General features: G+C 57.6%; 22 protein-coding genes and 1 riboswitch. Of the genes, 14 read left to right on the top strand and 8 right to left on the bottom strand.

Annotation, left to right across the window (positions count from 1 at the left end; translation table 11 throughout):
• Positions 1–21: 21 nt before the first annotated feature.
• From ACR0JX_RS10190 to ACR0JX_RS10170, 5 genes are all read left to right on the top strand, one after another.
• Positions 22–1,860 carry an ABC transporter ATP-binding protein gene (locus ACR0JX_RS10190; protein WP_480543688.1) on the top strand — a complete coding sequence of 613 codons (1,839 nt, stop codon included), beginning with the start codon at positions 22–24 and terminating at the stop codon, positions 1,858–1,860.
• A complete protein-coding gene (locus ACR0JX_RS10185) occupies positions 1,857–3,689 on the top strand; it encodes an ABC transporter ATP-binding protein (RefSeq protein WP_480543686.1) in 1,833 nt (610 codons plus the stop codon). The genes ACR0JX_RS10190 and ACR0JX_RS10185 overlap by 4 nt, the downstream gene beginning before the upstream one ends.
• A gap of 39 nt (positions 3,690–3,728) precedes the next feature.
• The gene (locus ACR0JX_RS10180) at positions 3,729–4,958 is read left to right on the top strand and encodes a class I SAM-dependent RNA methyltransferase (RefSeq protein ID WP_480543684.1); all 1,230 of its coding nucleotides are present in this window, start codon (positions 3,729–3,731) and stop codon (positions 4,956–4,958) included.
• A gap of 13 nt (positions 4,959–4,971) precedes the next feature.
• On the top strand, positions 4,972–5,757 hold the full coding sequence (locus ACR0JX_RS10175) for an ion transporter (RefSeq protein ID WP_480543682.1): 786 nt from the start codon (positions 4,972–4,974) through the stop codon (positions 5,755–5,757).
• Between the two features lie 62 nt (positions 5,758–5,819).
• The gene (locus ACR0JX_RS10170; RefSeq protein ID WP_480543680.1) at positions 5,820–6,338 is read left to right on the top strand and encodes a L,D-transpeptidase family protein; all 519 of its coding nucleotides are present in this window, start codon (positions 5,820–5,822) and stop codon (positions 6,336–6,338) included.
• Here ACR0JX_RS10170 and ACR0JX_RS10165 read toward each other — a convergent pair.
• From ACR0JX_RS10165 to cysQ, 7 genes are all read right to left on the bottom strand, one after another.
• On the bottom strand, positions 6,322–7,767 hold the full coding sequence (locus ACR0JX_RS10165) for a sulfotransferase family 2 domain-containing protein (RefSeq protein ID WP_480543678.1): 1,446 nt from the start codon (positions 7,765–7,767) through the stop codon (positions 6,322–6,324). The two genes, ACR0JX_RS10170 and ACR0JX_RS10165, sit on opposite strands and share 17 nt — an antisense overlap.
• Before the next feature lie 6 nt (positions 7,768–7,773).
• Positions 7,774–9,474 (bottom strand): DUF5927 domain-containing protein, encoded by a 1,701-nt coding sequence (locus tag ACR0JX_RS10160; RefSeq protein WP_480543676.1) that lies wholly within the window; start codon positions 9,472–9,474, stop codon positions 7,774–7,776.
• A complete protein-coding gene (locus tag ACR0JX_RS10155) occupies positions 9,471–10,457 on the bottom strand; it encodes a glycosyltransferase family 2 protein (RefSeq protein WP_480543756.1) in 987 nt (328 codons plus the stop codon). Before ACR0JX_RS10155 ends, ACR0JX_RS10160 begins: the two co-directional genes overlap by 4 nt.
• A 177-nt stretch (positions 10,458–10,634) precedes the next feature.
• Positions 10,635–11,681: a glycosyltransferase family 2 protein gene (locus ACR0JX_RS10150; RefSeq protein ID WP_480543674.1), complete on the bottom strand. Its 1,047-nt coding sequence runs from the start codon at positions 11,679–11,681 to the stop codon at positions 10,635–10,637.
• A 7-nt stretch (positions 11,682–11,688) separates the two neighbouring features.
• A complete protein-coding gene (galE, locus tag ACR0JX_RS10145; RefSeq protein WP_480543672.1) occupies positions 11,689–12,672 on the bottom strand; it encodes a UDP-glucose 4-epimerase GalE in 984 nt (327 codons plus the stop codon).
• Between the two features lie 69 nt (positions 12,673–12,741).
• Positions 12,742–13,542, bottom strand: a complete 801-nt coding sequence (locus tag ACR0JX_RS10140) for a 3-deoxy-manno-octulosonate cytidylyltransferase family protein (RefSeq protein WP_480543670.1) — start codon at positions 13,540–13,542, stop codon at positions 12,742–12,744.
• Positions 13,542–14,339, bottom strand: coding sequence for a 3'(2'),5'-bisphosphate nucleotidase CysQ (gene cysQ, locus ACR0JX_RS10135; protein ID WP_480543668.1), 798 nt, complete (start codon positions 14,337–14,339; stop codon positions 13,542–13,544). The genes ACR0JX_RS10140 and cysQ overlap by 1 nt, the downstream gene beginning before the upstream one ends.
• Positions 14,340–14,461: 122 nt before the next feature.
• Here cysQ and ACR0JX_RS10130 point away from each other — a divergent pair, with 122 nt between their 5' ends.
• Complete coding sequence (locus ACR0JX_RS10130) at positions 14,462–15,283, top strand: ABC transporter permease (RefSeq protein ID WP_480543666.1); 822 nt, start codon at positions 14,462–14,464, stop codon at positions 15,281–15,283.
• On the opposite strand, the gene ACR0JX_RS10125 is transcribed toward ACR0JX_RS10130, so the two are convergent.
• Positions 15,280–15,882 (bottom strand): alpha-ketoglutarate-dependent dioxygenase AlkB family protein, encoded by a 603-nt coding sequence (locus tag ACR0JX_RS10125; protein ID WP_480543664.1) that lies wholly within the window; start codon positions 15,880–15,882, stop codon positions 15,280–15,282. The two genes, ACR0JX_RS10130 and ACR0JX_RS10125, sit on opposite strands and share 4 nt — an antisense overlap.
• A gap of 214 nt (positions 15,883–16,096) precedes the next feature.
• On the opposite strand from ACR0JX_RS10125, the gene dnaK reads away from it, so the two are divergent.
• The 8 genes from dnaK (at position 16,097) to ACR0JX_RS10085 (ending at position 23,910) form a co-directional block, all read left to right on the top strand.
• Positions 16,097–18,004, top strand: coding sequence for a molecular chaperone DnaK (gene dnaK, locus ACR0JX_RS10120; RefSeq protein ID WP_480543662.1), 1,908 nt, complete (start codon positions 16,097–16,099; stop codon positions 18,002–18,004).
• 74 nt (positions 18,005–18,078) lie between these two features.
• Positions 18,079–19,227, top strand: coding sequence for a molecular chaperone DnaJ (gene dnaJ, locus ACR0JX_RS10115; protein WP_480543661.1), 1,149 nt, complete (start codon positions 18,079–18,081; stop codon positions 19,225–19,227).
• A gap of 260 nt (positions 19,228–19,487) precedes the next feature.
• A riboswitch (TPP riboswitch) is annotated at positions 19,488–19,592 on the top strand.
• 43 nt (positions 19,593–19,635) lie between these two features.
• The gene (thiD, locus tag ACR0JX_RS10110) at positions 19,636–20,439 is read left to right on the top strand and encodes a bifunctional hydroxymethylpyrimidine kinase/phosphomethylpyrimidine kinase (RefSeq protein ID WP_480543659.1); all 804 of its coding nucleotides are present in this window, start codon (positions 19,636–19,638) and stop codon (positions 20,437–20,439) included.
• Entirely contained in the window at positions 20,436–21,413 is a 978-nt protein-coding gene (locus tag ACR0JX_RS10105) for an FAD-dependent oxidoreductase (RefSeq protein WP_480543657.1), read from the top strand. Before thiD ends, ACR0JX_RS10105 begins: the two co-directional genes overlap by 4 nt.
• Positions 21,397–21,591, top strand: a complete 195-nt coding sequence (gene thiS, locus ACR0JX_RS10100) for a sulfur carrier protein ThiS (protein ID WP_480543655.1) — start codon at positions 21,397–21,399, stop codon at positions 21,589–21,591. The genes ACR0JX_RS10105 and thiS overlap by 17 nt, the downstream gene beginning before the upstream one ends.
• A gap of 2 nt (positions 21,592–21,593) precedes the next feature.
• On the top strand, positions 21,594–22,358 hold the full coding sequence (locus tag ACR0JX_RS10095) for a thiazole synthase (RefSeq protein WP_480543653.1): 765 nt from the start codon (positions 21,594–21,596) through the stop codon (positions 22,356–22,358).
• Positions 22,355–22,951, top strand: coding sequence for a thiamine phosphate synthase (locus ACR0JX_RS10090; protein ID WP_480543651.1), 597 nt, complete (start codon positions 22,355–22,357; stop codon positions 22,949–22,951). Before ACR0JX_RS10095 ends, ACR0JX_RS10090 begins: the two co-directional genes overlap by 4 nt.
• Positions 22,948–23,910: a HesA/MoeB/ThiF family protein gene (locus ACR0JX_RS10085; protein WP_480543649.1), complete on the top strand. Its 963-nt coding sequence runs from the start codon at positions 22,948–22,950 to the stop codon at positions 23,908–23,910. The genes ACR0JX_RS10090 and ACR0JX_RS10085 overlap by 4 nt, the downstream gene beginning before the upstream one ends.
• Positions 23,911–23,919 lie beyond the last annotated feature (9 nt).

Genomic DNA, 23,919 nt, shown 5'->3' with positions numbered 1-23,919 from the left:
TGCTCAATCGGAGCACTCTCCATGTTTCGCTATTTCGAAAACCTTGTTGACCCTTTTGTCGCCTATCGTGAGACCGATAAGCCACCCACACGGCTGTGGCCGTTCATGCTGGATTACTCGCGCCCATTTTTCCGGGTTTTCTTTTGGGCTGCGCTGATTTCCATCATCGTGGCTGCTGTTGAGATCGGGTTGATCTACTATATGGGCCGTGTCGTGGACCTGTTGGGGGGCACCCCCGCAGAGGTCTGGCAAAACCACGGGACCGAGCTGTTGTTGATGGCAGGCTTTATCCTGCTGTTGCGTCCGCTGCTGCATCTGGTCGATGTGCTGCTGCTGAACAACACGATCCTGCCGAACTTTGGTACGCTGATCCGCTGGCGGGCACATAAACACGTTCTGCGTCAGTCCGTTGGCTGGTTCGAGAATGACTTTGCAGGCCGGATCGCCAACCGCATCATGCAAACCCCGCCTGCGGCGGGCGAGGTGGTGTTTCAGGTCTTTGACGCCATCTCATTCTCGTTGGCCTATTTGATTGGTGCTGCGATCTTGCTTTATGCGGCTGATGCACGCCTGCTGATCCCGTTGCTCATCTGGTTTGCGTTCTATGGGCTGCTGGTGCACTGGACGGTTAAACGAGTCGGCCCCGCGTCTCAGGCTGCGTCTGATGCGCGTTCGACTGTCACGGGCCGGGTTGTCGACAGCTACACCAACATCCACTCGGTCAAGATGTTCGCTCATGGCCGACAGGAGCTGGATTATGCGCGTGAAGCGATCGAGGAAACGCGTCGGACCTTTCAGGTCGAGATGCGGATATTCACGATCATGGATGCGGTTCTGGTCACTTTGAACGGTTTTCTGATCGTTGGGGTTGTTGGCTGGGCAATTGCTCTTTGGATGCAGGGTACTGCTTCGGTCGGCGTTGTTGCGGCTGCAACGGCGCTGACCCTGCGTTTAAATGCAATGACCGGGTGGATCATGTGGGCGCTGACCAGCTTCTTTCGTCAGCTTGGCATCGTGGCCGAAGGGATGGAGACGATTGCTCAGCCAATCGATCTGCTGGATGCGCCCGGCTCAAAGCCATTGCAATTGAGCAAAGGCCAGATCGAAATCCGCGATCTGTCGCATCACTACGGTCGTGAGACGGGTGGTCTGGATCATATTAACCTGACCATTCAGCCGGGTGAAAAGATCGGTCTGATTGGCCGATCTGGTGCAGGGAAATCGACTCTAGTTAAGCTGCTTTTGCGGTTTTATGACGTCGAACGGGGCGCGATCCTGATCGATGAACAGAACATTGCCCAGGTCGCACAAGACAGTTTGCGCGGGCATATCGGAATGGTTCAGCAGGACAGCGCGTTGTTGCACCGGTCGGTGCGCGACAACATCCTCTATGGTCGTCCGGATGCGACTGAAGAACAGATGATTTCCGCCGCGAAGCAGGCCGAGGCGCATGAGTTCATTCTTGACCTGCAAGACCCGCAGGGGCGCACCGGTTATGACGCCCATGTGGGCGAGCGGGGCGTGAAACTGTCCGGCGGTCAGCGGCAGCGGGTGACACTTGCCAGGGTGATTTTGAAGGACGCGCCGATCTTGTTGTTGGATGAGGCGACATCTGCCCTAGATTCCGAGGTTGAAGCGTCTATTCAGGAAACCCTCTACGGTATGATGCAAGGTAAAACTGTGATCGCCATTGCCCACAGGCTCAGCACCATCGCTCAGATGGACCGTATTCTGGTGATGGATGCGGGCCGGATCGTGGAAGAGGGCGCGCATGCCGATCTTTTGGCGCAGGGCGGCCTTTACGCGCAGTTCTGGGCGCGGCAATCTGGTGGCTTCATGAACCCGGAGGCCGCTGAATGAGGGTCGCTGACCTCATCAACCCGTTCAAAAACATCGAAACGCCCCCACCACAAACGTTGGGGGCGTTCATTCGCTGGGCGCTATCCGGAGCTTGGCCCATGCTTTTTGTCGCGGCCTTCTTCTCGGCAGCAGCCGGTACGATGGAGGCGGGAACAGCCTGGATCCTGGGTCGTGTCATCGATGTGGCCACGACCAGCGGGCCAGACGGGTTTCTGACCGGTGGCAATCTTTGGATGATTTTGGGCGGCGTTGCGTTCTTTATGCTGTTGCGGCCTGTGTTTTTTGGGTTCTCGGCTTTCTCGAACAACTATGTCGTCATGCCGAATATCCCGCCACTTGTTCTGGCCAAGCTGAACCGATGGACGCTGGGCCAGTCTGTCACGTACTTCGACGATGATTTCGCGGGACGGATTGCACAGAAACAGGTTCAGACCGCGACAGCTCTGGCTTCGGTCGTCTCGGAAACGATCAGCGCGATTGTGTTTGCTTTGGCTTCTCTCGTGGGCTCTTTGCTTTTGTTAGGGTCTATTCATCCGCTGGTGATGCTGCCCTTTATTGCCTGGTTGGTGGTCTATTTCATGTTGGTGCGTTGGTATTTGCCGCGTATCCGCAAACGATCAGGTGCACGGGCAGGTGCGCGTGCGATGGTGTCGGGGCAAATCGTCGATACGATCACCAATATCAAAACGGTCAAGCTGTTTGCACATGCCCAACACGAGGATCAGGCAGCGCGCAATTCGATGGTTGACCTGCGCGAACGTTCGTTAGAGTTCGGGCTGCTTTCGGCCAGCTTTCGGGTCATCCTGATGACTTTGGCGGGCGTGTTGCCCGTGATGCTGATCGGGGCGACGCTGTGGCTTTGGCAAAGCGGCGCTGCAACTACAGGCGACATCGTGGCGGCAGGGGCTGTTTCGGTCCGTATTTCGCAGATGACCGGTTGGGTCAGCTTCACGCTGATGGGGCTGTATGCCAATGTTGGTGAGATTGAGAACGGGATGAAAACCTTGGCCAAGCGCGACCGGGTCGAGGACGCATCGCACGCCAAAGATCTGGTAGTGACTCATGGTGCGATTACATTTGACGACGTCAGCTTTGCCTACGGCCGGGAAATCGGGGGCGTTTCAGAACTGGAATTGACCATTAAACCGGGCGAAAAGCTTGGGATTGTCGGGGCATCCGGGGCAGGCAAATCTACCCTCGTTTCGCTGCTTCTTAGGCTCTACGATGGGGAAAATGGCGCCATTCGCATTGATGGGCAGGACATCTCGCAGGTGACGCAGGACAGTTTGCGCCGCCAGATTGGCATGGTCACGCAGGAAACGGCCATGTTCAATCGGTCCGCACGTGAAAATATCCTGTATGGACGCCCAGATGCATCCGAGGATGAGATGATCGAGGCCGCCGAAAAGGCCGAGGCGCATGAGTTCATCCTGAGTCTGGAGGATGCGCAGGGCCGCAAAGGCTATGACGCGCATCTGGGTGAGCGCGGCGTGAAGCTCAGCGGGGGTCAGCGGCAGCGGATCGCTTTGGCCCGTGCCATTTTGAAAGATGCCCCGATCCTGGTGCTGGATGAGGCCACATCGGCGTTGGATTCTGAGGTCGAAGCCTCGATCCAGACTGCGCTGCATCGGGTCATGCAGGGCAAAACCGTTCTGGCCATTGCGCACCGCCTGTCCACACTCAGCGAAATGGATCGGATCGTCGTTCTGGATGAGGGACGCATCGTCGAAACCGGTACGCATGATGCGCTGTTGGACCAGGGCGGTCTGTATGCGCGGTTCTGGCATCGCCAGTCTGGTGGTTTCATTCAGGCAGAAGCCGCCGAATAAGGGTTTTGTTGCGGCCAAACCCCCGTTATCAGGCCCAGTATGACCGAAACCTACACCATAAACCGGCTTGGCCATCAGGGTGACGGCATCGCCGACGGCCCGGTCTATGCGCCCCGCACCCTTCCGGGTGAGGTGGTTTCGGGTACGTTGTTGGGTCAGTTTCTATCGGACATCCGCGTGGAAATTCCATCGGACCAACGCGTGAAAGCGCCTTGCCGTCATTACAAAGCCTGCGGCGGGTGCCAGCTACAGCATGCATCGGACGCTTTTGTTGCTGATTGGAAGGTGGATGTTGTCCGAAACGCGTTGTCCGCACAGGGGTTGGAGGCGCCTATGCGTCCAATCCATACCTCGCCCGAACGCTCGCGCCGTCGTGCAACGGTCGCTGTGAGGCGCACAAAGAAAGGTACGCTCGCCGGGTTTCACGGGCGCTCATCTGACGTGATCACAGAAATCCCGGATTGCCATCTGCTGGATCCCGCATTGATCGCCGGTATTCCCGTGGCCGAGGCGCTTGCGATGCTGGGCGGCAGCCGCAAGGGCGTTCTGGCCGTGACACTGACCTTGTCCGACGGCGGGCTGGATGTTGCGGTTACGGGTGGCAAGCCGCTGGATGGGCAGTTAGAGCTGGCCCTTGCGCAAGCGACCGAAAAGCACGGGCTTGCCCGGCTCAGCTGGGATGGTGAGGTCATCGCCATGCGCCAGCCCCCAATTCAACGGTTCGGGCAGGCGACGGTCACACCGCCTCCGGGCGCATTCCTGCAGGCCACAAAGGATGGTGAGCAGGCTCTAACACAGGCAGTTCTGGAGGCAACGCAAGGTGTCAAGCGCGTTGTAGATCTGTTCGCGGGTAGCGGTACGTTTTCGTTACCACTGGCTCAGGCGGCCGAGGTTCATGCCGTTGAGGGCGAAGCCGCGATGACCCAAGCGCTGGATCAAGGCTGGCGCAGGGCGACGGGATTGAGACGCGTCACGACCGAGACGCGCGATCTGTTTCGCCGCCCATTGATGCCCGATGAGTTGAAGGCCTTTGATGCGGTCGTGCTGGACCCACCACGTGCCGGGGGCGAGGCGCAAGTGGCTGAACTGGCTCAGGCGCTGCGCCCGGTCATCGCTTATGTGTCCTGTAATCCGGTGACCTTCGCGCGCGATGCAAAAATGCTTGTTAATGCAGGCTACACCCTTGAATGGGTACAGGTTGTTGACCAATTTCGGTGGTCGTCACATACGGAACTGGCCGCGCGGTTTGTGTTGAACCCCGCATCCTGAGGAGACAGCGAACATGGGCTTTCGACAGCGATTGCAGCACATCATCGAAACACCCATGTTTGGGCGTTTCATCACGGGTGTGATCATGTTCAACGCCGTGCTGCTAGGTACGGAAACCTCTCCGACCTTGATGGAGATCGCAGGCCCGCTGATTGTGACGCTTGATAAGCTTTGCCTTGCCATTTTCGTTGCTGAGATTGCGATGAAACTGGTGGCGACAGGGCGGAACTTCTTCAAAAGCGGTTGGAATCTGTTCGACTTCGTGATCGTGGGGATCGCTTTGGTGCCCAGTGCCGGCAGCTTGTCGGTTCTGCGAGCGCTGCGGATCCTGCGGGTGTTGCGCGTGATTTCAGTTGCGCCACGGCTGCGGCGGGTGGTCGAAGGCTTCATCTCGGCCTTACCGGGTATGGCCAGTGTGTTCCTGCTGATGGCGATCCTGTTCTATATCGGCTCGGTGATCTCGACCAAGCTCTTCTCGGAAAGCTTCCCAAACTGGTTCGGCGATCTGGGCCTGTCAGCCTATACATTGTTCCAGATCATGACGCTGGAAAGCTGGTCCATGGGCATCGTCCGCCCCGTGATGGAAGTGTATCCCTACGCATGGCTTTTCTTTGTTCCGTTCATCATGGTGACGACCTTCGCGGTGGTGAACCTGCTGGTTGGTCTGATCGTAAACTCGATGCAGGATGCGCATCATGCCGAGGATGAGGTCAAAACCGATGCCTACCGTGATGAGGTACTTGAGCGGCTGGAAGCCATCGAACGCCGCTTAATTGAGCAATCGAACATCAAAAAGTGATTTCAGTTTTTTGATTTTTTGGCATAATAGCCAAAAAAAACCAGAGTAGCAGGCAGTGAAACATGGATCGTCGAGCATTTGGATTGGGTGCGATGGCTACGCTAAGCCTTTCGGCTTGTGCCTCAGCCAGCCCTAGAATTCTATCTTACAATGGGCCCGAGGTGACCTCTTTGGTCGTCAACAAGGGTGCGCGGAAGCTGTATCTTCTGCACAACGAACAGATACTTCGACAATATGATGTCGATCTGGGCTTTGCGCCCAGAGGTACCAAAACCAAGCGTGGCGATGGGCGCACGCCCGAGGGCACATATCTGATCGACCGCCGTAACCCGCGCAGCCGGTATCATCTGTCGCTGGGGATTTCCTATCCAAACTCGGCTGATATCGCCAAGGCCAAAGCCGCCGGAGTCGATCCGGGCGGGGATATCTTTATCCACGGCCAGCCGAACCTGCGGTCAGAATTCAAGCGCGCGAAAAAGACGCCGGATTGGACGGCGGGCTGCATCGCGGTCAAGAATGACGAGATGGAAGAGATCTACGCGATGGTCAATCGGGGGACGTTGATCACCCTGCGGGCCTGACCGGGCGCCATTCGCCAAACCCGAATTGATCAAAGTCGCGCTGGTAGGTTTCAGCTGCCAGCGCCTGCAGCGCGTCATCGCAGATCTGATTCAGTGAAAACGGAGTTTCCGCTGCGCTGGTACCCGGCGCTGGCGGATTGTCATGGCCCATGATCCGCGCCAGATCGGGCAGGGTGGTTGGCAACTCATCCTCGCGCAGGATCAGGTCTGGCATCGCGAAGGCTGATATCCCCTCCAGCGCTTGTGCCTGGGTGCACCAGCTTGCATCCACGCGAATTGGGGTTTGGCCCGCAAGGTTGTGACGCAGGAAGGTCAGGAAGGCGGAAAATGCTTCATAATGCTGGTCTTTGGAATAGTTCTTTTCGCGCACCTGACCGGGGATCGGCAGTTTGAACCGATTGCGTAATTGCGTGCGGAGGTCTTCATAACACTCCGGCCCTTTGTTCAGGATATGGGTGCAGAACGCGCTATGCGCGCGCGCCAAGGGATGGCGTAGCACCGTGAATTTGCGATGACCGGGCGAAGATCGCATCCAATCGCGAACCATTTCGGGCGTCAGTTCAGTGCGCAATGCACCGGCATCACCACCGTCCAGTGCGGTCATCCATTGGCGCACGATCGGTTCGATACCCCCACGCAGGGGCATATAGATCAGCGGTGTTTCGGCCGCGATGATATATCCATCCACCGCAGGGTCACGTTTGGGTTCAAAATTCGGGCTGCGCGAAATGGACAGAAGGTCCAGCCCGGACAGTGTTTTTTGCATTTCATCCGGGTTGGTAACTTTGGACAGGGCCGGTGTCGGGTTCTGCGGTTTCAACTGGTCATCCAATTGGCCCAGCCTTGACGAAACCCCAAGCCAGGCGGCAAGGCCGTTCAGAATGCTCAGATCGGTCAGGTCGTTGTAGTCAATGTAGAACGCGGCCTGACCAGTGCGTTGCAGATGGGCACGCAGGCGGGACTGAAACCCATAGTGCCCATCCAGATAGTCAGAGAATTCGGGCCCGTCGAAGTCAACTTGGGCCTCAAGCCGTCGTTTGATGTTCTTTAGCTGCCACTGCTTGGTTTTGCGCACAATCTTGAGCGACAGATAGCTGTCCAGCGGATTGCGGGTCAGAATGATCTTGGCACAACGTGGATCTTTCAGGGCCGATTCCAGCACCCGGGAATCATGGTCCTGAAAATACCGAAAGCCGTTCAACGCATTTGCGTCAGAGCGCATCGCCTCTATCAGCTGTGCGGGATCCTTATCCCTTTGTTCCAAGGTTATGCCCAATACATCCTGCGCTTTGACGCGACCGATGAAATGCGGGTTGAAGGCTTCTCCATGACAGGTGATGCTCTCGAGTGCGTTCAGATTGGCCTCAAGCAGGTTCGAGCCTGTGCGCATGGCGGCCAGTATAATGAAGTAGTCAAACGGTCGCGTCATCGGCCATCACTGAACCAGATAGGGCTTTCGGAACGGTTTGGTCTGGGTTCCAAACACGTCATCGGCGGGGAAATCACCCATAAGTTTCGGGTGCATTCCTTGGTTCTTCAGGTTTTGCAGAAACTGGCCAAAGCCGGACAGATCAACCATCGTGGGTGCTTCGGTCAGATGGCTGGGCATTTGCGTGCCGATCTCGTCAATGATGGTTTGCAGCGGCTCCATTGGCGCTTCGACAAAGTCCGACAAGGTCCAGCTGCGCACATTAGCCTTGGTCCAGACCGAAGTTAGAACCTCGATCTGTTTGGTTTCAATCTGTTGCAGGCGCGCAGCCTCAAACCGGATATCGGCGAAGTTTAGGTTTGACCGGAATAGCGGAACCGCCCAGGCACCAGTAATGACCGAGATTTGCGCATTTCGGTCCCGCGCCATGAACCAGTTGATGTCTTGGGTGTCGTTAGGTCCGAATTGAAAGCATTGACGCTCACCCCGTGTGTTCCAGACCAGGTTCGACAGAAACGCCGTGGGATTATAGTCGCGCAATGTCGCGCAATCGCTGAGCGCACCATTCGTGATGGTCTGGTCTTTGGAAAATTCAGCACGATCAGGGCCAAACAGATGACCATGCACCCGAGCGCCAGTTGTAGTTTCCAGCCAGGCCTCAAAGCCCTCAAATAACTCACTAAAGCCCTGAAACATCGAGTAGGCCGATGAGGTCAGGCCATTTTCGCTGCCATGTTTGGGAAAGCGGCTTTGCATATACAGCCCATCGCGACCATGGGTTCGACGTTCGACCGCCTTGGCAAAGACCCGGTCGATCTTGCCGGGGTTGGGCTCTGCCGGTCGCAGTGCGCCGGACTGATCTGTGAGAAAGGTCTGATACAGACGATCTGCGCGCCACCAGATCTTGCGCGCCACAAAGCAGTCTGAGCGGCGCAGCAATTGCAGGTGGTCGTCGTAGAAGATGTGTGGACGCCCCTGATAGTCGAATTTCGACAACGTCAGCGAGCGACTTTCGATATGGGTCGAATAGAGCCGCGCCAACGTTTGAAAATAGCTTTCATCCGGTATCCAGACATGCCGGAAATAACGATCATAGGTTTTACGTTTAGGGTCCTGCAGAATTGCAGAGAGTGTCTGGCGGGTCAGGCACCACCACTGGCTGCCCATATGGGGCATTAGGCCATCGGGGATTTGGCGGCGCAAACCCAGGGCGCGCTGCAGCCTGACATAGGTGTCGAACAGCTTTCGGTGCTTGCGCCAGGAAAACGGAAAACGCAGCGTGAAACGCTCATGATCCAGCCCACCAATGGTCCAGCTGACATCAGCGGTGGTTGCACTTTCGATAAAGTCCACACGGGGGCGATCGGACAGGTAGCTTACAAGCTCTTGCACCGGGCGCAGGGGCAGGCAGGACCCCGATGACAGAAATACATGCCGCACTTCCGGAAATTTCTTTAGCATTTGTTCGGATGCAGCCTGTGTTCCGGCAACTATACCCCAGCCACCCCAGTCGCATTTGTGGCGATTGCAAAACGTGATCAGGGGGTTGTCGGCGCAAGAGGCGATGAATTCCGAACACACCTGATCAGGGACTTTCTGGTCCACATGGATCACAACCGGGCAGCCCGCTGCGGTCCAATGCCGTGCCACCTGTTCGGCGCGATCCAAGGCCGTATGGACCAGCATAACAACGCCCAAAGAGCTCATGCCCAGTTTCCTTTTGACATGAGGCCCAGAATTTCAAGCTGCCGCCAATTGATATAGGTTTCAGAGAAATCGCACCAGAATACAGGCTTTTCATCCAATTGTTGGGCATAGGCTTTGTATTCGCCGGACCCGCGATAATGCTGGCCGCGCTGCAGCTCTTCGCGTGCTTTGTCGCCTAGCGTGTTGATCAATTTGGCATGTAGCAGAGCGCCGCTGGTCTTTTCACCGCCCCATTCGTCGTAAACCTGGTTCAGCCCGCGTGGCAGCAAAGAATGGGTCGAACTGACATAGACATAGCGCCGGTCCCATTTCACCAGGGGGATTTTGTTCAAAGCTGGCGCTTTCGACGGGTTGTCGCCAAAGAACACGCGCGCCCGCGCACCACCTTGAATCCAGAGGTTTTTATATTCTGGATTCTTGGTGATCATGTAGTTGCCCGCATCGAACCAGCGCGCAATCTCGAACGGATCCTGACCTTCGCGATAGGGTTCATCCTGGACGGGGCCTTGGGGGTACATATCAATCAGCATGGTGCCGAAACTGCGCACAGCGCTGCCATCCAGCCAATCGGTCAGGGCCCGGATCGGGCGGGTATCGCAGAACGGGTAGATAAAGAATTCATCCGGATCGACGGTCAGAACCCAGTGTTTGTGGGCATATTTGCGCAGCAGGTAGTTTGACCAATCCAGACCGAAACCCGCACGTTTATAGCTGGTTCTTGTGCGCCAGACCGAGACATCCGGCTGTGCCCGTAGGAATTCAAAGCTGCCGTCATCGCTGTCGTTGTCGACAAACAGAAAATGATCGATGCCTAGCTTCCGGTAGTATTCCAGAAAAAAGGGTAGGCGGATTTTTTCGTTGCGCACAACGCTCATCAACAGGATGTCGTCGCGCCGAATTGCGGCGGTGTTGTCGCTGACGGGTTCAAGTTCGCGTCGGCGTCGCACACAGCGCAGTATACGGCGCTTGCGCCGCAATCTCATCCGATACGAATCCAACAGGCTCACGCGTTTAGCCTACCCTTATTGTGACGCGAGCATTCACCGCCCCTTTCAGAAAAAGGGCCGGGATTATGCCAAGTTATGTCATCTTTGCATATTGCAGGGCAATGGATTTAGAACCGGTTAGCAGAAAACATGACATATATGTGTATGTATTTGTCATGGCTGCCATCCTCCGGCATTCATTAGCCCAAGTTGCTCTAGCTGTTCCCACCCTTCAAACGGCATCGACTGAGCATTCCAAAGTGTCGGGCCATCGATGATCCCGTTATAGTACGATCCGAACTGGTCGGGGTCGTGAAAGTGCTGGCGGCGCTGCTTTTCGATCCGAGATTTCTGGATGATTTCAGGCAGGAACTTGGTGTGGAGCAAAACGCCCGATGGTGTTTCCCCACCGGGCCCGTCATAGGCCGCGTTCAGCCGCCGCGGCAGGGCCGAGTGGCAGGAATTCACGTAGGCATAGTGTCGGGACCAGCGCACCAAAGGGATCTTGTTCAATGTTGGTGACCGTTGGCGTGTTTTTGCAAAGAACATGCGCTCGCGCGCCCCGCCCTGAACCCAAAGGTTACCCAGAGGGCTTTGGCGCTGGGCGCGGTACGGCGCTGCGTCGAACCAGTTCAGCACGTCGGTAGGGTCAGTTGCGGGGTCATAACCTTGATCCCCTAATGCGCCCTTTGGATAAAGGTCTAACATCAGCGCCCCATAGGCCCGGCGCCCAGATTGGTCCAGCCACGCGGTCAGGTCATGCAGTGTTTGTGTCTGGTGATGGGCGTAGATCAATAGCTCATCCGCATCCACCATCAGGCACCAATGCCCATGACCGTGCCGCATTTGCAGCCAGGTCAGCCAGTCCAACCCGTAGCGCGACGCGCGATAGCTGGCATGAGTTTGCCAAAGCGAGACATCAGGCTGATCCAGCAGCAGCTCGGTCGAGCGATCGTCGCTGCCATTGTCGACGATCAGAAAATGATTAACACCTAGCTGTCGATAGTGCTGTAGAAACCAAGGGAGCCGGGTGATTTCATTCCGCAGCGTGGTAAAGGCCAGGATGTTGCCCGGTTTGATTTTGTGCGTCTGGTCGTTCAGGTTGGTCAGTTGATGGCGGCTGCGCCAGGATCGCAGCAACAGTCGGCGGCGTTTCCAGCGCAGGCGGTACGCCTCGGCCCATCCGATCCGGGGCAGGGTCTGCAGCGAAGCGCCGCTCAATCCGGCCTCATTGGTCGTAATGCCCGTTCTGATGCCAGCGCCAGGCATCGGCAATCATCGTCTCCAATGTGGATCTTTTGGGCTTCCAGCCCAGTTCAGCCTCGGCGCGGACTGAGCCTGATACCAGCTTGGTGCAATCACCTTCGCGCCGAGCACCAACGGTGTAAGGCACAGCCCGGTTGGTCACGGCTTTGGAATGTTCAATCACCTCAAGAACCGAAAAGCCTGAGCCGGTGCCCAGGTTGAAAACCTGACTGCTCTTGCCCTGCTCTAGCCAGTTCAACCCAAGCACATGGGCGTCGACCAGATCGCAGACATGCACGTAGTCGCGGATACAGGTGCCGTCCGGCGTGTCGTAGTCCGTGCCAAACACCGTCAGCCCATCCCGCTTTCCGTCGATGGCATCCAGCATAAGCGGGACCAGATGGGTTTCGGGGCGGTGGAACTCGCCCACTTCGCCCTCGGGGTCTGCACCTGCCACGTTGAAATAGCGGAAGATCACATGGCGCAGGCCATGGGCTGCCTCAAAATCGCGTAGGATATCTTCGATCGCGCGCTTGGACGCGCCATAAGCGTTCAGCGGGCGCTGCGATGTTTTTTCATCCAGAACCACGTTGTCATGTTCGCCATAGGTGGCGCAGGTCGATGAGAACACAAAATCCAGACACCCCGCCGCAACCGCGGCCTCGATCAGCGTCAGGGAACCGGTGACATTGTTGGACCAGTATTTCCCAGGCTCTTTCATCGCCTCACCCACCTGACTCAGCGCTGCGAAATGCATCACCGCCACAGGCTGGTGTTTGGCGAACACTTCATCCAAACGGGCGCGATCCAGCAGATCACCTTGTTCGAACGGGCCGAACTTGACTGCATCCTGCCAGCCGGTGATCAGGTTGTCATAGGTCACGGGAACATACCCCGCCTGTGACAACGCCTTGCAGGCATGGGATCCGATATAGCCAGCGCCACCGGTGACAAGAACAGTTTTCATATGTGATCCATGGGGTCAGGGTTGGGCGTTCCTACGCCATCTTGGGTTAGGGGTCAGGGGGAAAAGAGTTCACTCCAGACCCATAGAGGCCATCATTTCTTCGATCTTCGGCACGTCCTCGGGGTTGTTGAGTTCCCAGAACTGGCGACCTTTGGCTTCGACCTCGACACACAGGACCTTGCGACCGTTTTCCAGAAAGCGCAGCTGTTCCAGGCCCTCCAACTGTTCTAGCGGGCCGGTTGGCCAGCCGGGATAAGCGGCCAGAGCGTCCGGCCGGTAGGCATAGACGCCGACGTGGTGAAAAACCGGTGTAGGCGCATCACCAGCGAATGTGTCTGAGGTGAAGGGAACCACTTCCTTCGAGAAATACATCGCGCTTTTGTCGTGGGTGAACACCGCCGTGGTTCCACCGACGCGCCCGTGTTTGCGGTCGTTCAACAGGCTGTTCAGTGCGTCACCGTCACAGCGCAAAACCGGGGTCGCCACACCCGCATCAGGTGCGGCGCGCAGGCCTGCGATCAGGTCTTCGACAAACCAATGCGGGGTCAGGGGGGCGTCGCCTTGCAGGTTGACGATGATGTCATACCCGCCGCCCAGAACGGCATGTGCCTCGGCGCAGCGTTCGGTGCCGTTCTGGCAGGTTTCCGAGGTCATCACGACTTCGGCTCCGAACCCCTCAGCGGCGTCGCGGATGCGGTCATCATCGGTGGCCACAACCACCTTATCGACACCCGAAACCGAACAGGCTGCCCGCCAGGATCGTTCAATCAGCGTCATCGCTTTGCCCGTCGCACCGGTCAGCGGCACCAGAGGTTTGCCGGGATACCGGGTCGAGGCATAGCGGGCGGGGATGGCGATCAGAACAGACATCAGGCGTCCTTCAGCTCAACACCCGGAGCGTATGCGATGAAGAACGGGTTTGCATAGCCGTCCTTGCCATAGGTCAGAGGTGTGTGGTCGTCAAACCGCACGACCTTTCCGCCTGCGCCAGCCAGAACGGCGTGACCGGCGGCGGTGTCCCACTCCATGGTGCGACCGACGCGCGGATAGATATCGGCCTCACCCGTTGCGACCAGGCAGAATTTCAGCGACGAGCCCGCGCTTTTGCTGTCTTGCACTTTGTATTTGTTGATGTAGTCATCCGTGGCCTGATCGCGGTGCGATTTCGACGCCACCACCAAGAGCGCCGAATTGTCGGGGTCTGAGACCGAGATGGGCGTGACCTCACCAGCTTGAACTTTGTCCAATGTGCCTGTTTCTTCCACCGCCTGCCCGTCAGCTTGCGTATAGAACATGCGACCGCGCGCCGGGGCGTAGACGACACCGCGCGTAGGAACGCCATTTTCGACCAATGCGATATTGACAGTGAAATCGCCGCGCCGGTTGATGAACTCCTTGGTGCCATCCAGCGGATCAACGATCAGGAATGTTTCCCCCTTGGTCGAATGCGACGCGGCCTGTTCCTCGGTCACAAGCAGGATATCCGGGAAAGCTGCGCGCAGCCCTTCAGAAATCAGGGCGTCGGCAGCTTCGTCCGCCTCGGTCACGGGGCTTGCATCTGATTTGACCTTCACGTCGAAATCATCCGCCTGGTAGATCTCCATGATCTTGTCGCCAGCTTCCAGGGCCAGACGCCGGATGACGGGGATAAGCGCATCGTAGGTCACAAAAATGCTCCGTTTACGTGGTTTGTTGATCCAAATCTCTGACGGACTTATGATGTGCCGGTTACCGAACGGCAAGGTATTCGTGCCAGTTTGAGGGCAACAAAACAGGAAAGACCCCTCGCGTGTTTTACTTCAAGCGCAGTCAATCGATGCTGGGCAGCGCCTTTACCATCGCAGAACTGGTGTTCCACGGTGTGGTGCGTGACGTGCGCACACAACACTCAAATGCCGTGATCGCGATCTTGATCAATATCCTGCAGATTCTTCTGATCGCTATGGTTTTTTATCTACTTATGACCTTCATGGGCCCGCGCGTGGCCAAGATCAGGGGTGAATTCATCCTGTATCTGCTGTCGGGTGTGTTTCTTTTCATGATGCATACCCAGTCGATTGCAGCCATGTCCAAGTTAGGTGGAAAAAACAATCCAATGATGCAGCATTCTCCGATGAACGCCATGGTCATGTTGCTCGCCTCGGCATTTGGTGCGCTTTACAAGCAGATCATGTCGATTACCGTGATCTTGTTCGTCTACAGCGTCGCAGTGGCGCCTCTTGAAATTCAGGACCCGGGTGGAGCCTTTGGGATGCTGATACTGGCGTGGTTCACCGGGTGTTCGATTGGTTTGGTGTTTATGGCGCTTAAGCCGTGGTTTCCAACAACCGCTACAATGCTGAGCACCATCTATCGGCGGCTGAACATGGTGTTTTCAGGCAAAATGTTTCTGGGAAACGCATTGGGTGGAAGTGTTTTGATGATGTTTGCGTGGAACCCTTTGTTTCATCTTATTGATCAGTGCCGAGGGTTTGTGTTCCGCAACTATTATCCACGCAACTCCGACTGGGAGTATGCACTTTGGGTCGGGATCGCTCTGACAATGATTGGCTTGTTGGGCGATTTCTTCTCGCGCAAGCACATGTCCCAAAGCTGGAACGCTCGACGTTAACTTGCCACGCGCAGGGTCAGGTTGATCCGTCCGCCCTTGGGCAACAGGCGGGATGATCCGGGCCTGATCCGATCAACGCCGTGATAGGTCAGCCGAGCCGGGCCGCCCATGATCACCACATCGCCCGAGCTTAGCCAAACAGATTCCGTTTTGCCGCCGCGCGTTGTATTGCCAATGCGAAACAGGGCGTCATCGCCTAGCGAGATTGAAAGTACTGGCCAGGAAAAATCTGCCTCGTCCTTATCCTGATGCAGGCCCATCTTGGCGCTCTCGTCATAGTAGTTGATCAGGCAACAATCCGGTTCACGTTCGGCGCTGACCAAATCTTGCCAAATGGTCAAGATCGCCTCGGGAATCGCGGGCCATCTTTCACCTTTGGGGCGGTGATCCTGATAACGATAGCCTGATCTATCGGTGACCCAACCCAGCGCCCCAGCCGAGGTCATGCGCACCGACATCTCCTTGCCTGATGGTGTCACAGGCCGCACCAATGGCGCGGCTTTCAGAATCGGGCGCAATGCCTCGATCAGTCGGGTCTGGGCGGCACTGTCCAGATACCCTTTCCTGATATCGAACCCCCGCAAAAGCAGCTGCGCCATACCTGATTCCCCATTCCTTACCAAATCCTTGCCAAAAAAGGCTGCAGATTCCCGAAAACCTGCGATTCAGAGTGCTTGCAGGCCATTGGTCCGGACCTTATATACGCCGGGACGCGCGATGGTGTAGTGCTGTCGCGCACATCAGATCGGGGACAGGATGCCATAACGGGTCCGGCCCTCGGGACATCGCCTTAAATTGAAAGGGATCAAAATTATGGGAAAAGTAATCGGCATTGATCTTGGTACCACAAACTCGTGCGTTGCCATCATGGACGGCTCGCAGCCGAAGGTCATCGAAAACGCAGAAGGGGCGCGGACCACGCCCTCGATCGTCGCCTTCACCGAAGATGAGCGACTGGTCGGTCAGCCTGCAAAACGTCAGGCGGTCACCAACCCCGACAACACGATTTTCGGCGTCAAGCGTCTGATCGGTCGTCGTGTGGATGATGCTGAAGTCGAAAAAGACAAGAAAATGGTGCCCTATGCCATCGTCGATGGCGGCAATGGTGACGCATGGGTGGAAGCCCGTGGTGAAAAGTACTCCCCAAGCCAGATCTCGGCCTTCACTCTGGGCAAGATGAAGGAAACCGCCGAGAGCTATCTGGGTGAGGAAGTCACGCAGGCGGTTATCACCGTTCCGGCCTATTTCAACGACGCGCAGCGTCAGGCCACCAAAGACGCCGGTAAAATCGCCGGCCTGGAAGTGCTGCGGATCATCAACGAACCGACAGCGGCTGCTCTGGCTTATGGTCTGGACAAAGAAGAAACCCAAACCATCGCGGTCTATGACCTTGGTGGCGGTACCTTCGACGTGACCATTCTGGAAATCGACGACGGCCTGTTCGAAGTTAAGTCGACCAATGGTGACACCTTCCTGGGTGGTGAAGACTTTGACATGCGCATCGTCAACTACCTGGCGAATGAGTTCAAAAAGGAACACGGTGTCGATCTGTCTGCTGACAAGATGGCCCTGCAACGTCTGAAAGAAGCCGCCGAGAAAGCCAAGATCGAACTCAGCTCGACCTCGCAGACCGAGATCAACCAGCCGTTCATCTCGATGGGTTCCAACGGTCAGCCGCTGCACATGGTCATGAAGCTGACCCGTGCCAAGCTGGAATCGCTGGTTGCGGACCTGATCAAGAAGTCGATGAAGCCCTGCCAGGCAGCCCTGAAAGACGCCGGTCTGTCGGCTGCTGACGTAGACGAAGTTGTTCTGGTTGGTGGTATGACCCGGATGCCGAAAGTGATCGAAGAGGTCACCAAGTTCTTTGGCAAAGAACCCCACAAGGGCGTGAACCCGGACGAAGTTGTTGCCATGGGCGCCGCCATTCAGGCCGGTGTTCTGCAGGGCGACGTCAAAGACGTGGTTCTGCTGGACGTGACCCCGCTATCGCTGGGCATTGAAACGCTGGGTGGCGTGTTCACCCGTCTAATCGACCGCAACACCACCATCCCGACCAAAAAGTCTCAGGTCTTCTCGACCGCCGAAGACAACCAGAACGCCGTGACCATCCGCGTGTTCCAGGGTGAGCGTGAAATGGCTGCGGACAACAAGATCCTGGGTCAGTTCAACCTCGAAGACATCCCGCCGGCGCCGCGCGGTATGCCTCAGATCGAGGTGACTTTTGACATCGACGCCAACGGCATTGTCTCGGTTTCGGCCAAGGACAAAGGCACCGGCAAAGAGCAGAAGATCACCATCCAGGCCTCGGGCGGTCTGTCCGATGAGGACATCGAAAAGATGGTCAAGGACGCCGAAGAGAACGCGGAAGCCGACAAGGAACGCCGCGAGCTGGTCGACGCCAAGAACCAGGCAGAAAGCCTCATCCACTCGACCGAGAAGTCGATGGAAGAGCATTCCGACAAGGTCGACCCGACCACTATCGAAGCCATCGAGCTGGCGATTGCCGCGCTGAAGGACGAGCTGGAAACCGAGAACGCCGACAAGATCAAGTCGGGCATCCAGAACGTCACTGAAGCGGCCATGAAGCTGGGTGAAGCCATCTACAAGGCGCAAGCCGAAGAGGGCGAAGATGAGCCTGCGGCAGCTGACGAAGCGCCAGCCGAAGATGACATTGTCGATGCCGAGTTCGAAGATCTGGACGACGACAAACGTAAGTAACGGGTAACCGGGCCAATTTGGGCCGGTCCGCTCGCCGGGCCGGCCCGATTACGTTGAGGCAGAAGGAAACACTGATGTCAAAACGCGACTATTACGATGTGCTCGGCGTGACCAAGGGCGCATCGGCGGACGAGATCAAAAAGGGTTTTCGCAAGAAAGCCAAAGAGTTGCATCCCGATCGCAACAAAGACAACCCGGATGCCGAGGCGCAGTTCAAAGAAGCGAACGAAGCCTATGACGTGCTGAAGGACGCGGACCGCAAGGCCGCTTATGACCGGTTTGGCCATGCCGCCTTTGAAAACGGCATGGGTGGTGGCGGTCGACCTGGCGGTGGCTTTGGGCAGGGTGATTTCTCTAGTGCATTTTCGGATGTATTCGATGATCTGTTTGGCGATTTTATGGGTGGCCAGCGTGGCGGCGGCGGTGGACGCCGGGCCGCACGCGGATCAGACCTGCGCTACAACCTGCGCGTGACGCTGGAAGAGGCCTATGCAGGCCTACAAAAAACCATCAATGTCCCTGCTGCTGTGGCCTGTTCGTCTTGTGACGGAACCGGGGCCGAGGGCGGCGCCGAGCCGATTACCTGCCCCACCTGTTCCGGCATGGGCAAAGTACGCGCGCAGCAAGGGTTTTTCACCGTTGAGCGCACCTGCCCCACCTGTTCCGGGCTGGGTCAGATCATCAAAAACCCCTGCAAGGTTTGCAGCGGCTCTGGCCGGGTGGAAAAAGAACGCGCCCTGTCGGTGAACATCCCCGCAGGCGTTGAAACCGGAACTCGCATTCGTCTGGCTGGCGAAGGCGAGGCGGGAATGCGCGGTGGCCCTCCCGGCGATCTCTATATCTTTGTCGAGGTCTCCGAACATAAGCTGTTCGAGCGCGATAGCGTAAACCTCTATTGCCGCGTGCCGGTCAGTATGGCCAAGGCCGCGCTGGGTGGGTCCATCGAAGTACCTACGATTGATGGTGGTCGCGGCCGCGTGCAAATACCAGCTGGCAGTCAGTCGGGCCGCCAGATGCGTCTGCGCAGCAAAGGCATGCCAGCCCTTCGTGGCGGTGGTGTTGGAGACATGTTTATCGAGCTGGCTGTGGAAACGCCGGTTAATCTGACCAGCCGCCAGAAAGAGCTGCTTCGAGAATTCGATGATCTGGGTGAAGATAACCATCCGGAATCAAAAAGTTTTTTCTCGTCCGTCAAATCTTTCTGGGATGGGATGAAAAGCTAGAGCAAGAAACAGGCCGCTCCAAAATGGGGCGGCCTTTTGCATTGGGGGCTCTGCCCCCGCCGCCCTACGGGCGTCTCCCCCGGGATATCTAGAGCCAGATGAAGTTTGGATCCCCTGCTTCATCTGGCCAGAAATATCCCGGAGCGCGAGGCAGAGCCTCGCACGTATTCAACCTGAATTGGTCTTATTTCCTTGTTGGATGTGGCCTTATGACCCGCAGATTGATGCTTGATTTCCGAGACCTGTCCTGAGATTGTCCCAATCAACCGTTGGGGTGCCCTGAATTCAGGGCTGAGAGGCGCGTACGTCAACCCATCGAACCTGATCCGGGCAATACCGGCGGAGGGAACGGTCTAACACAAACAGACGTTTTCCATACCCCGTTGCCCAAGTAAGTGGAGCAACGACGTGGTACCAATTGCCTTGACCATTGCGGGATCTGATAGCGGGGGCGGGGCGGGCATTCAGGCCGATCTCAAGGCCATGTCAGCATTGGGAGTGTTTGGCTGCAGCGTGATCACCGCCGTTACAGCGCAAAACACGCAGGCTGTTACGGCTGTACATGGTATTCCGCTGGATGTGATTGCCGCTCAGATCGACGCTGTTCTGAGTGATTTGGATGTACGGGCCATCAAGATTGGAATGTTGGCCACGCCTGAGATCATCCAGACGGTGGCGGACAGGATTTCAAGATATGGCGGACCTGTCGTACTCGACCCGGTTATGGTGGCAAAATCCGGTGACGCTTTGTTGGCGCAAGAGGCGGTTCAAACTTTGCGCGAGGTTCTGGTTCCGCGTGTGACGATCCTGACCCCGAACCTGCCAGAGGCGGCGTGTCTGCTGGGGCAGGGTGGCGCGGCCTCACCCGCAGAGATGGCCACTCAAGGTAAAGCGCTGTGTACACTCGGCGCTGGGGCGGTTTTGATGAAGGGTGGGCATGGCGCGGGTGACATCTGTCACGATCTTCTGGTCGATGAAACGGGCGTAATTTCCGAGTTTCAAGCCCCGCGGCAGAACACTAAGAATACGCACGGAACCGGCTGCACGTTGTCGTCCTCGATTGCTGCTGGTTTGGCCAAAGGACTGTCCCTGATCGATTCGACACGTGAAGCGCATGGGTATCTGCAAGGCGCGATTGCACAGGCAGATACACTAAGGGTAGGAGCGGGTCACGGCCCGGTGCATCACTTCTACCGGATGTGGTCTGCGTGACGATCTGGTCCGTCATAGGGGCCGGTGTGGCGGGGCTGGCCGTCGCCAGCGAGCTGACCGCGCGCGGGGCAAAGGTGCAGGTATTCGATCCCAAAGGCCTGCCTGGCCCGCATGGGTGTTCCTGGTGGGCAGGGGGCATGTTGGCGCCTTGGTGTGAATATGAAAATGCCGAAGAACCGGTTTTGCGACTGGGCCAGGAAGCCATCACTTGGTGGGGGAATCGTACCTGCGTCAGCCGGTGCGGTACACTGGTTGTTGCCAACGCTCGGGATGTGCCTGACTTGCGACGTTTCGCGCGCAGGACCGAAGCGTTTTGCGAGGCAGATAGGGAAAAAATCGCCGTATTAGAGCCTGATTTGCATGGATTCAGCAAGGGGCTGTACTTCAGACAAGAGGCGCATCTTGATCCAAGGCAAGCGCTGAGTGATCTGTATAAGGACTTGGAAGGCCAAGGTGTGGTGTTTCACCACAAGCCCGCGCCCGCGCAGTTGGAGAGAGCGATCGATTGCAGGGGGCTTCAAGCGCGGGATGCTTTGCCTGATTTGCGGGGCGTGAAGGGCGAGATGCTGGTTGTGCGCTGCCCAGACGTGACGCTGAACCGTCCTGTGCGCCTTCTGCATCCGCGGATGCCGCTCTACATCGTGCCGCGTGGCGAGGGCATCTACATGCTGGGCGCGACCATGATCGAGAGCGAAGACAGCAGCCGGATCACCGCGCGCTCAATGCTGGAACTGCTCAGTGCGGCCTACGCTTTGAATCCGGCCTTTGGTGAGGCTGAGGTGCTGGAAATTGGCGTCGATCTGCGCCCTGCCTTTCCTGACAACCTGCCGCGTATTCGGCGTTTGGGCCGGACGATCTATGCCAATGGCCTCTACCGCCATGGCTACCTGTTGGCGCCTGCCTTGGCACAGGGCGTGGCTGATCTGGCGCTTGAGAACAAACATTCGGAGATGGTCGATGAAGATCGTGCTTAATGGCGACCCCAAGGAGGTAAAGGCCTCTACCTTGGCAGAGCTGCTAGAGCAATGCGGTTTCTCGGGCCGTGTCGCAACCGCGGTAAACGAGGAATTCGTGCCCTCCAGCCTGCGCATTGCCCACGCCCTGTCCGAAGGTGACCGAGTCGAAATCCTGTCGCCGATGCAAGGAGGGTGAGGATGAAAAGCTTCTATGGTGTCGATCTGCCCAATCCGCTGATGCTGGGCACCGCGCAATATCCCAGCCCTGCTATCCTCGAACAGGCGTTCCGCGACAGCGGCGCAGGTGTGGCGACGGTCTCTTTGCGGCGGGAAGCGGGGGCCGGTCAGACCTTTTGGCAGATGATCCGCGATCTGGGCGTGCTGGTGCTGCCCAATACGGCCGGGTGTCATACGGTGAAAGAGGCGGTGACCACCGCGCATATGGCCCGCGAGGTCTTTGAAACCAAATGGATCAAGTTGGAGCTGATCGGCCATACCGACAGTCTGCAGCCAGACGTCTTCCAACTGGTTGAGGCCGCGCGCATCCTGACCGAGGACGGGTTCGAGGTCTTCCCTTACACCACCGACGATTTGATCGTGGGTGAGCGGCTGCTGGAGGCCGGGTGCGAGGTTCTGATGCCCTGGGGTGCGCCCATCGGCTCGGGTCGGGGGCTGAACAATGAATACGCCCTGCGTGCAATGCGGGCCGAGTTCCCGGATGTGCCGCTGGTGATTGATGCCGGGATCGGCCTGCCCAGCCATGCGGCCCACGCGATGGAGCTGGGATATGATGCCGTCTTGCTGAACACAGCCGTCGCCCGTGCTGGTGATCCGGCGTTGATGGCAAAGGCAATGATGCGTGCGGTTGAGGCCGGGCAGCTGGCCCATCAGGCCGATCCGATTGAGGCCCGGGATATGGCCGAACCCTCAACCCCTGTCGTCGGAAAGGCGTTCCTGTCATGAGTTTGGACCGTTTTTACCCGATCTTTGACCACTCGGACTGGCTGCGGCGGATGCTGCCCTTGGGTGTAAAGCTGGTGCAGCTGCGTATGAAGGATCAGCCGGACGATGTTGTCCGGGCCGAGATCGCGACCTCTCGGGATCTGTGCAATCAGCAGGGCGCGGCTTTGGTGGTGAACGACTATTGGCAGGCCGCGATAGATGCGCGCTGCGACTGGATTCATCTGGGGCAGGAAGATCTGGATGACGCCGACCTCGAGGCGATCCGAAAAGCGGGTCTAAAGCTGGGCGTTTCCACCCATGACGATGATGAGCTAGAGCGCGTTCTGGCCATGGACCCCGACTATGTCGCGCTAGGGCCGGTCTATCCGACGATCCTGAAAAAGATGAAGTGGGAGCAGCAGGGCTTGCCGCGAGTCACAGAGTGGAAGGCCCGTGTGGGCGATATCCCTCTGGTCGGGATCGGCGGTATGAGCGTCGAACGTGCGCCCGGCGTGCTTGAAGCGGGTGCCGACATTGTCTCGGTCGTTACGGACATCACCCTGCACGCCGACCCCGAGGCGCGGGTGCGCCAATGGATCGAGGCCACCAGATGAGCCGCTACGCTCGCCAGATGATTCTGCCAGAGGTCGGGGCCGAAGGGCAGGCGCGCCTGTCCAAGGCGCGGGTTTTGATTGTCGGGGCGGGCGGATTGGCGGCTCCGGTTCTGCCTTTGCTGGCAGGGGCCGGCGTTGGCCATCTGACGATACTTGATGCGGATGACGTCGCCCAGTCGAACCTGCATCGACAGACGCTGTTTGCCGAAGCCGATTGCGGGCGCCCAAAAGCCGGAGTTGCAGCTGATCGTTGTCGTGCTTTGAATTCTGATATCGACGTCGTGGCGGTGAATCAGGCTCTAACAAGTTATAATTCTGCTCGTTTTGTTTCACAGGCCGATCTGATCCTCGACTGTGCGGACAGCTATGCCGTCAGTTACACCTTATCGGATATCTGCCTGACCTTGGGCAAACCTCTGGTCAGCGCGTCGGTGCTGGGCCTGTCTGGCTATGTTGGTGCGTTCTGCAGTGGCGCACCCTCACTGCGGGCCGTGTTCCCCGACGCCCCAACCAGCGGAGCGAGCTGTGCCACGGCAGGTGTGTTGGGACCGGTCGTGGGGATGATCGGCGCGATGCAGGCGCAGATGGCGTTGGCTTTGATACTGGGCCTCGACCCGTCGCCCCTTGGCCAGATGGTGCAGGTGGATGCCCAGACCTTCCGCATCTCCAGCTTCCGCTTTGACGCAGCGCCTGAGCCTGAACAGCCCTTCGCTTTTGTTGCCGCCTCGCAGCTGTCTTCAGAAGATGTGATTGTTGAGCTTCGGGACGAGGATGAAGCTCCTCAACCCATCCATCCCCTGGCACGCCGCCTAAGCGTGGAACACCTGAAATCAGAGCCTAACAAAGCAAAACGACTGGCTTTGTGCTGTGCAACTGGTCTGCGCGCCTGGCGCGCAGCCGAACAGATTGAACCGGATTGGCCGGGCGAGATTGTCCTCGTTGCGGCCTCAACCTCGTGAGTGAAAAGG

It is taken from the genome of Ruegeria sp. AH7 (assembly GCF_056541325.1).
This window is presented reverse-complemented; position numbering and strand designations above follow the sequence as displayed.

Coding starts and splice junctions, on each gene's coding strand:
- ACR0JX_RS10190 (WP_480543688.1), top strand. CDS start 22: ATGTTTCGCTATTTCGAAAACCTTGTTGACCCTTTTGTCGCCTATCGT.
- ACR0JX_RS10185 (WP_480543686.1), top strand. CDS start 1,857: ATGAGGGTCGCTGACCTCATCAACCCGTTCAAAAACATCGAAACGCCC.
- ACR0JX_RS10180 (WP_480543684.1), top strand. CDS start 3,729: ATGACCGAAACCTACACCATAAACCGGCTTGGCCATCAGGGTGACGGC.
- ACR0JX_RS10175 (WP_480543682.1), top strand. CDS start 4,972: ATGGGCTTTCGACAGCGATTGCAGCACATCATCGAAACACCCATGTTT.
- ACR0JX_RS10170 (WP_480543680.1), top strand. CDS start 5,820: ATGGATCGTCGAGCATTTGGATTGGGTGCGATGGCTACGCTAAGCCTT.
- ACR0JX_RS10165 (WP_480543678.1), bottom strand. CDS start 7,767: ATGACGCGACCGTTTGACTACTTCATTATACTGGCCGCCATGCGCACA.
- ACR0JX_RS10160 (WP_480543676.1), bottom strand. CDS start 9,474: ATGAGCTCTTTGGGCGTTGTTATGCTGGTCCATACGGCCTTGGATCGC.
- ACR0JX_RS10155 (WP_480543756.1), bottom strand. CDS start 10,457: ATGAGATTGCGGCGCAAGCGCCGTATACTGCGCTGTGTGCGACGCCGA.
- galE (WP_480543672.1), bottom strand. CDS start 12,672: ATGAAAACTGTTCTTGTCACCGGTGGCGCTGGCTATATCGGATCCCAT.
- ACR0JX_RS10140 (WP_480543670.1), bottom strand. CDS start 13,542: ATGTCTGTTCTGATCGCCATCCCCGCCCGCTATGCCTCGACCCGGTAT.
- ACR0JX_RS10125 (WP_480543664.1), bottom strand. CDS start 15,882: ATGGCGCAGCTGCTTTTGCGGGGGTTCGATATCAGGAAAGGGTATCTG.
- dnaK (WP_480543662.1), top strand. CDS start 16,097: ATGGGAAAAGTAATCGGCATTGATCTTGGTACCACAAACTCGTGCGTT.
- dnaJ (WP_480543661.1), top strand. CDS start 18,079: ATGTCAAAACGCGACTATTACGATGTGCTCGGCGTGACCAAGGGCGCA.
- thiS (WP_480543655.1), top strand. CDS start 21,397: ATGAAGATCGTGCTTAATGGCGACCCCAAGGAGGTAAAGGCCTCTACC.
- ACR0JX_RS10095 (WP_480543653.1), top strand. CDS start 21,594: ATGAAAAGCTTCTATGGTGTCGATCTGCCCAATCCGCTGATGCTGGGC.
- ACR0JX_RS10090 (WP_480543651.1), top strand. CDS start 22,355: ATGAGTTTGGACCGTTTTTACCCGATCTTTGACCACTCGGACTGGCTG.
- ACR0JX_RS10085 (WP_480543649.1), top strand. CDS start 22,948: ATGAGCCGCTACGCTCGCCAGATGATTCTGCCAGAGGTCGGGGCCGAA.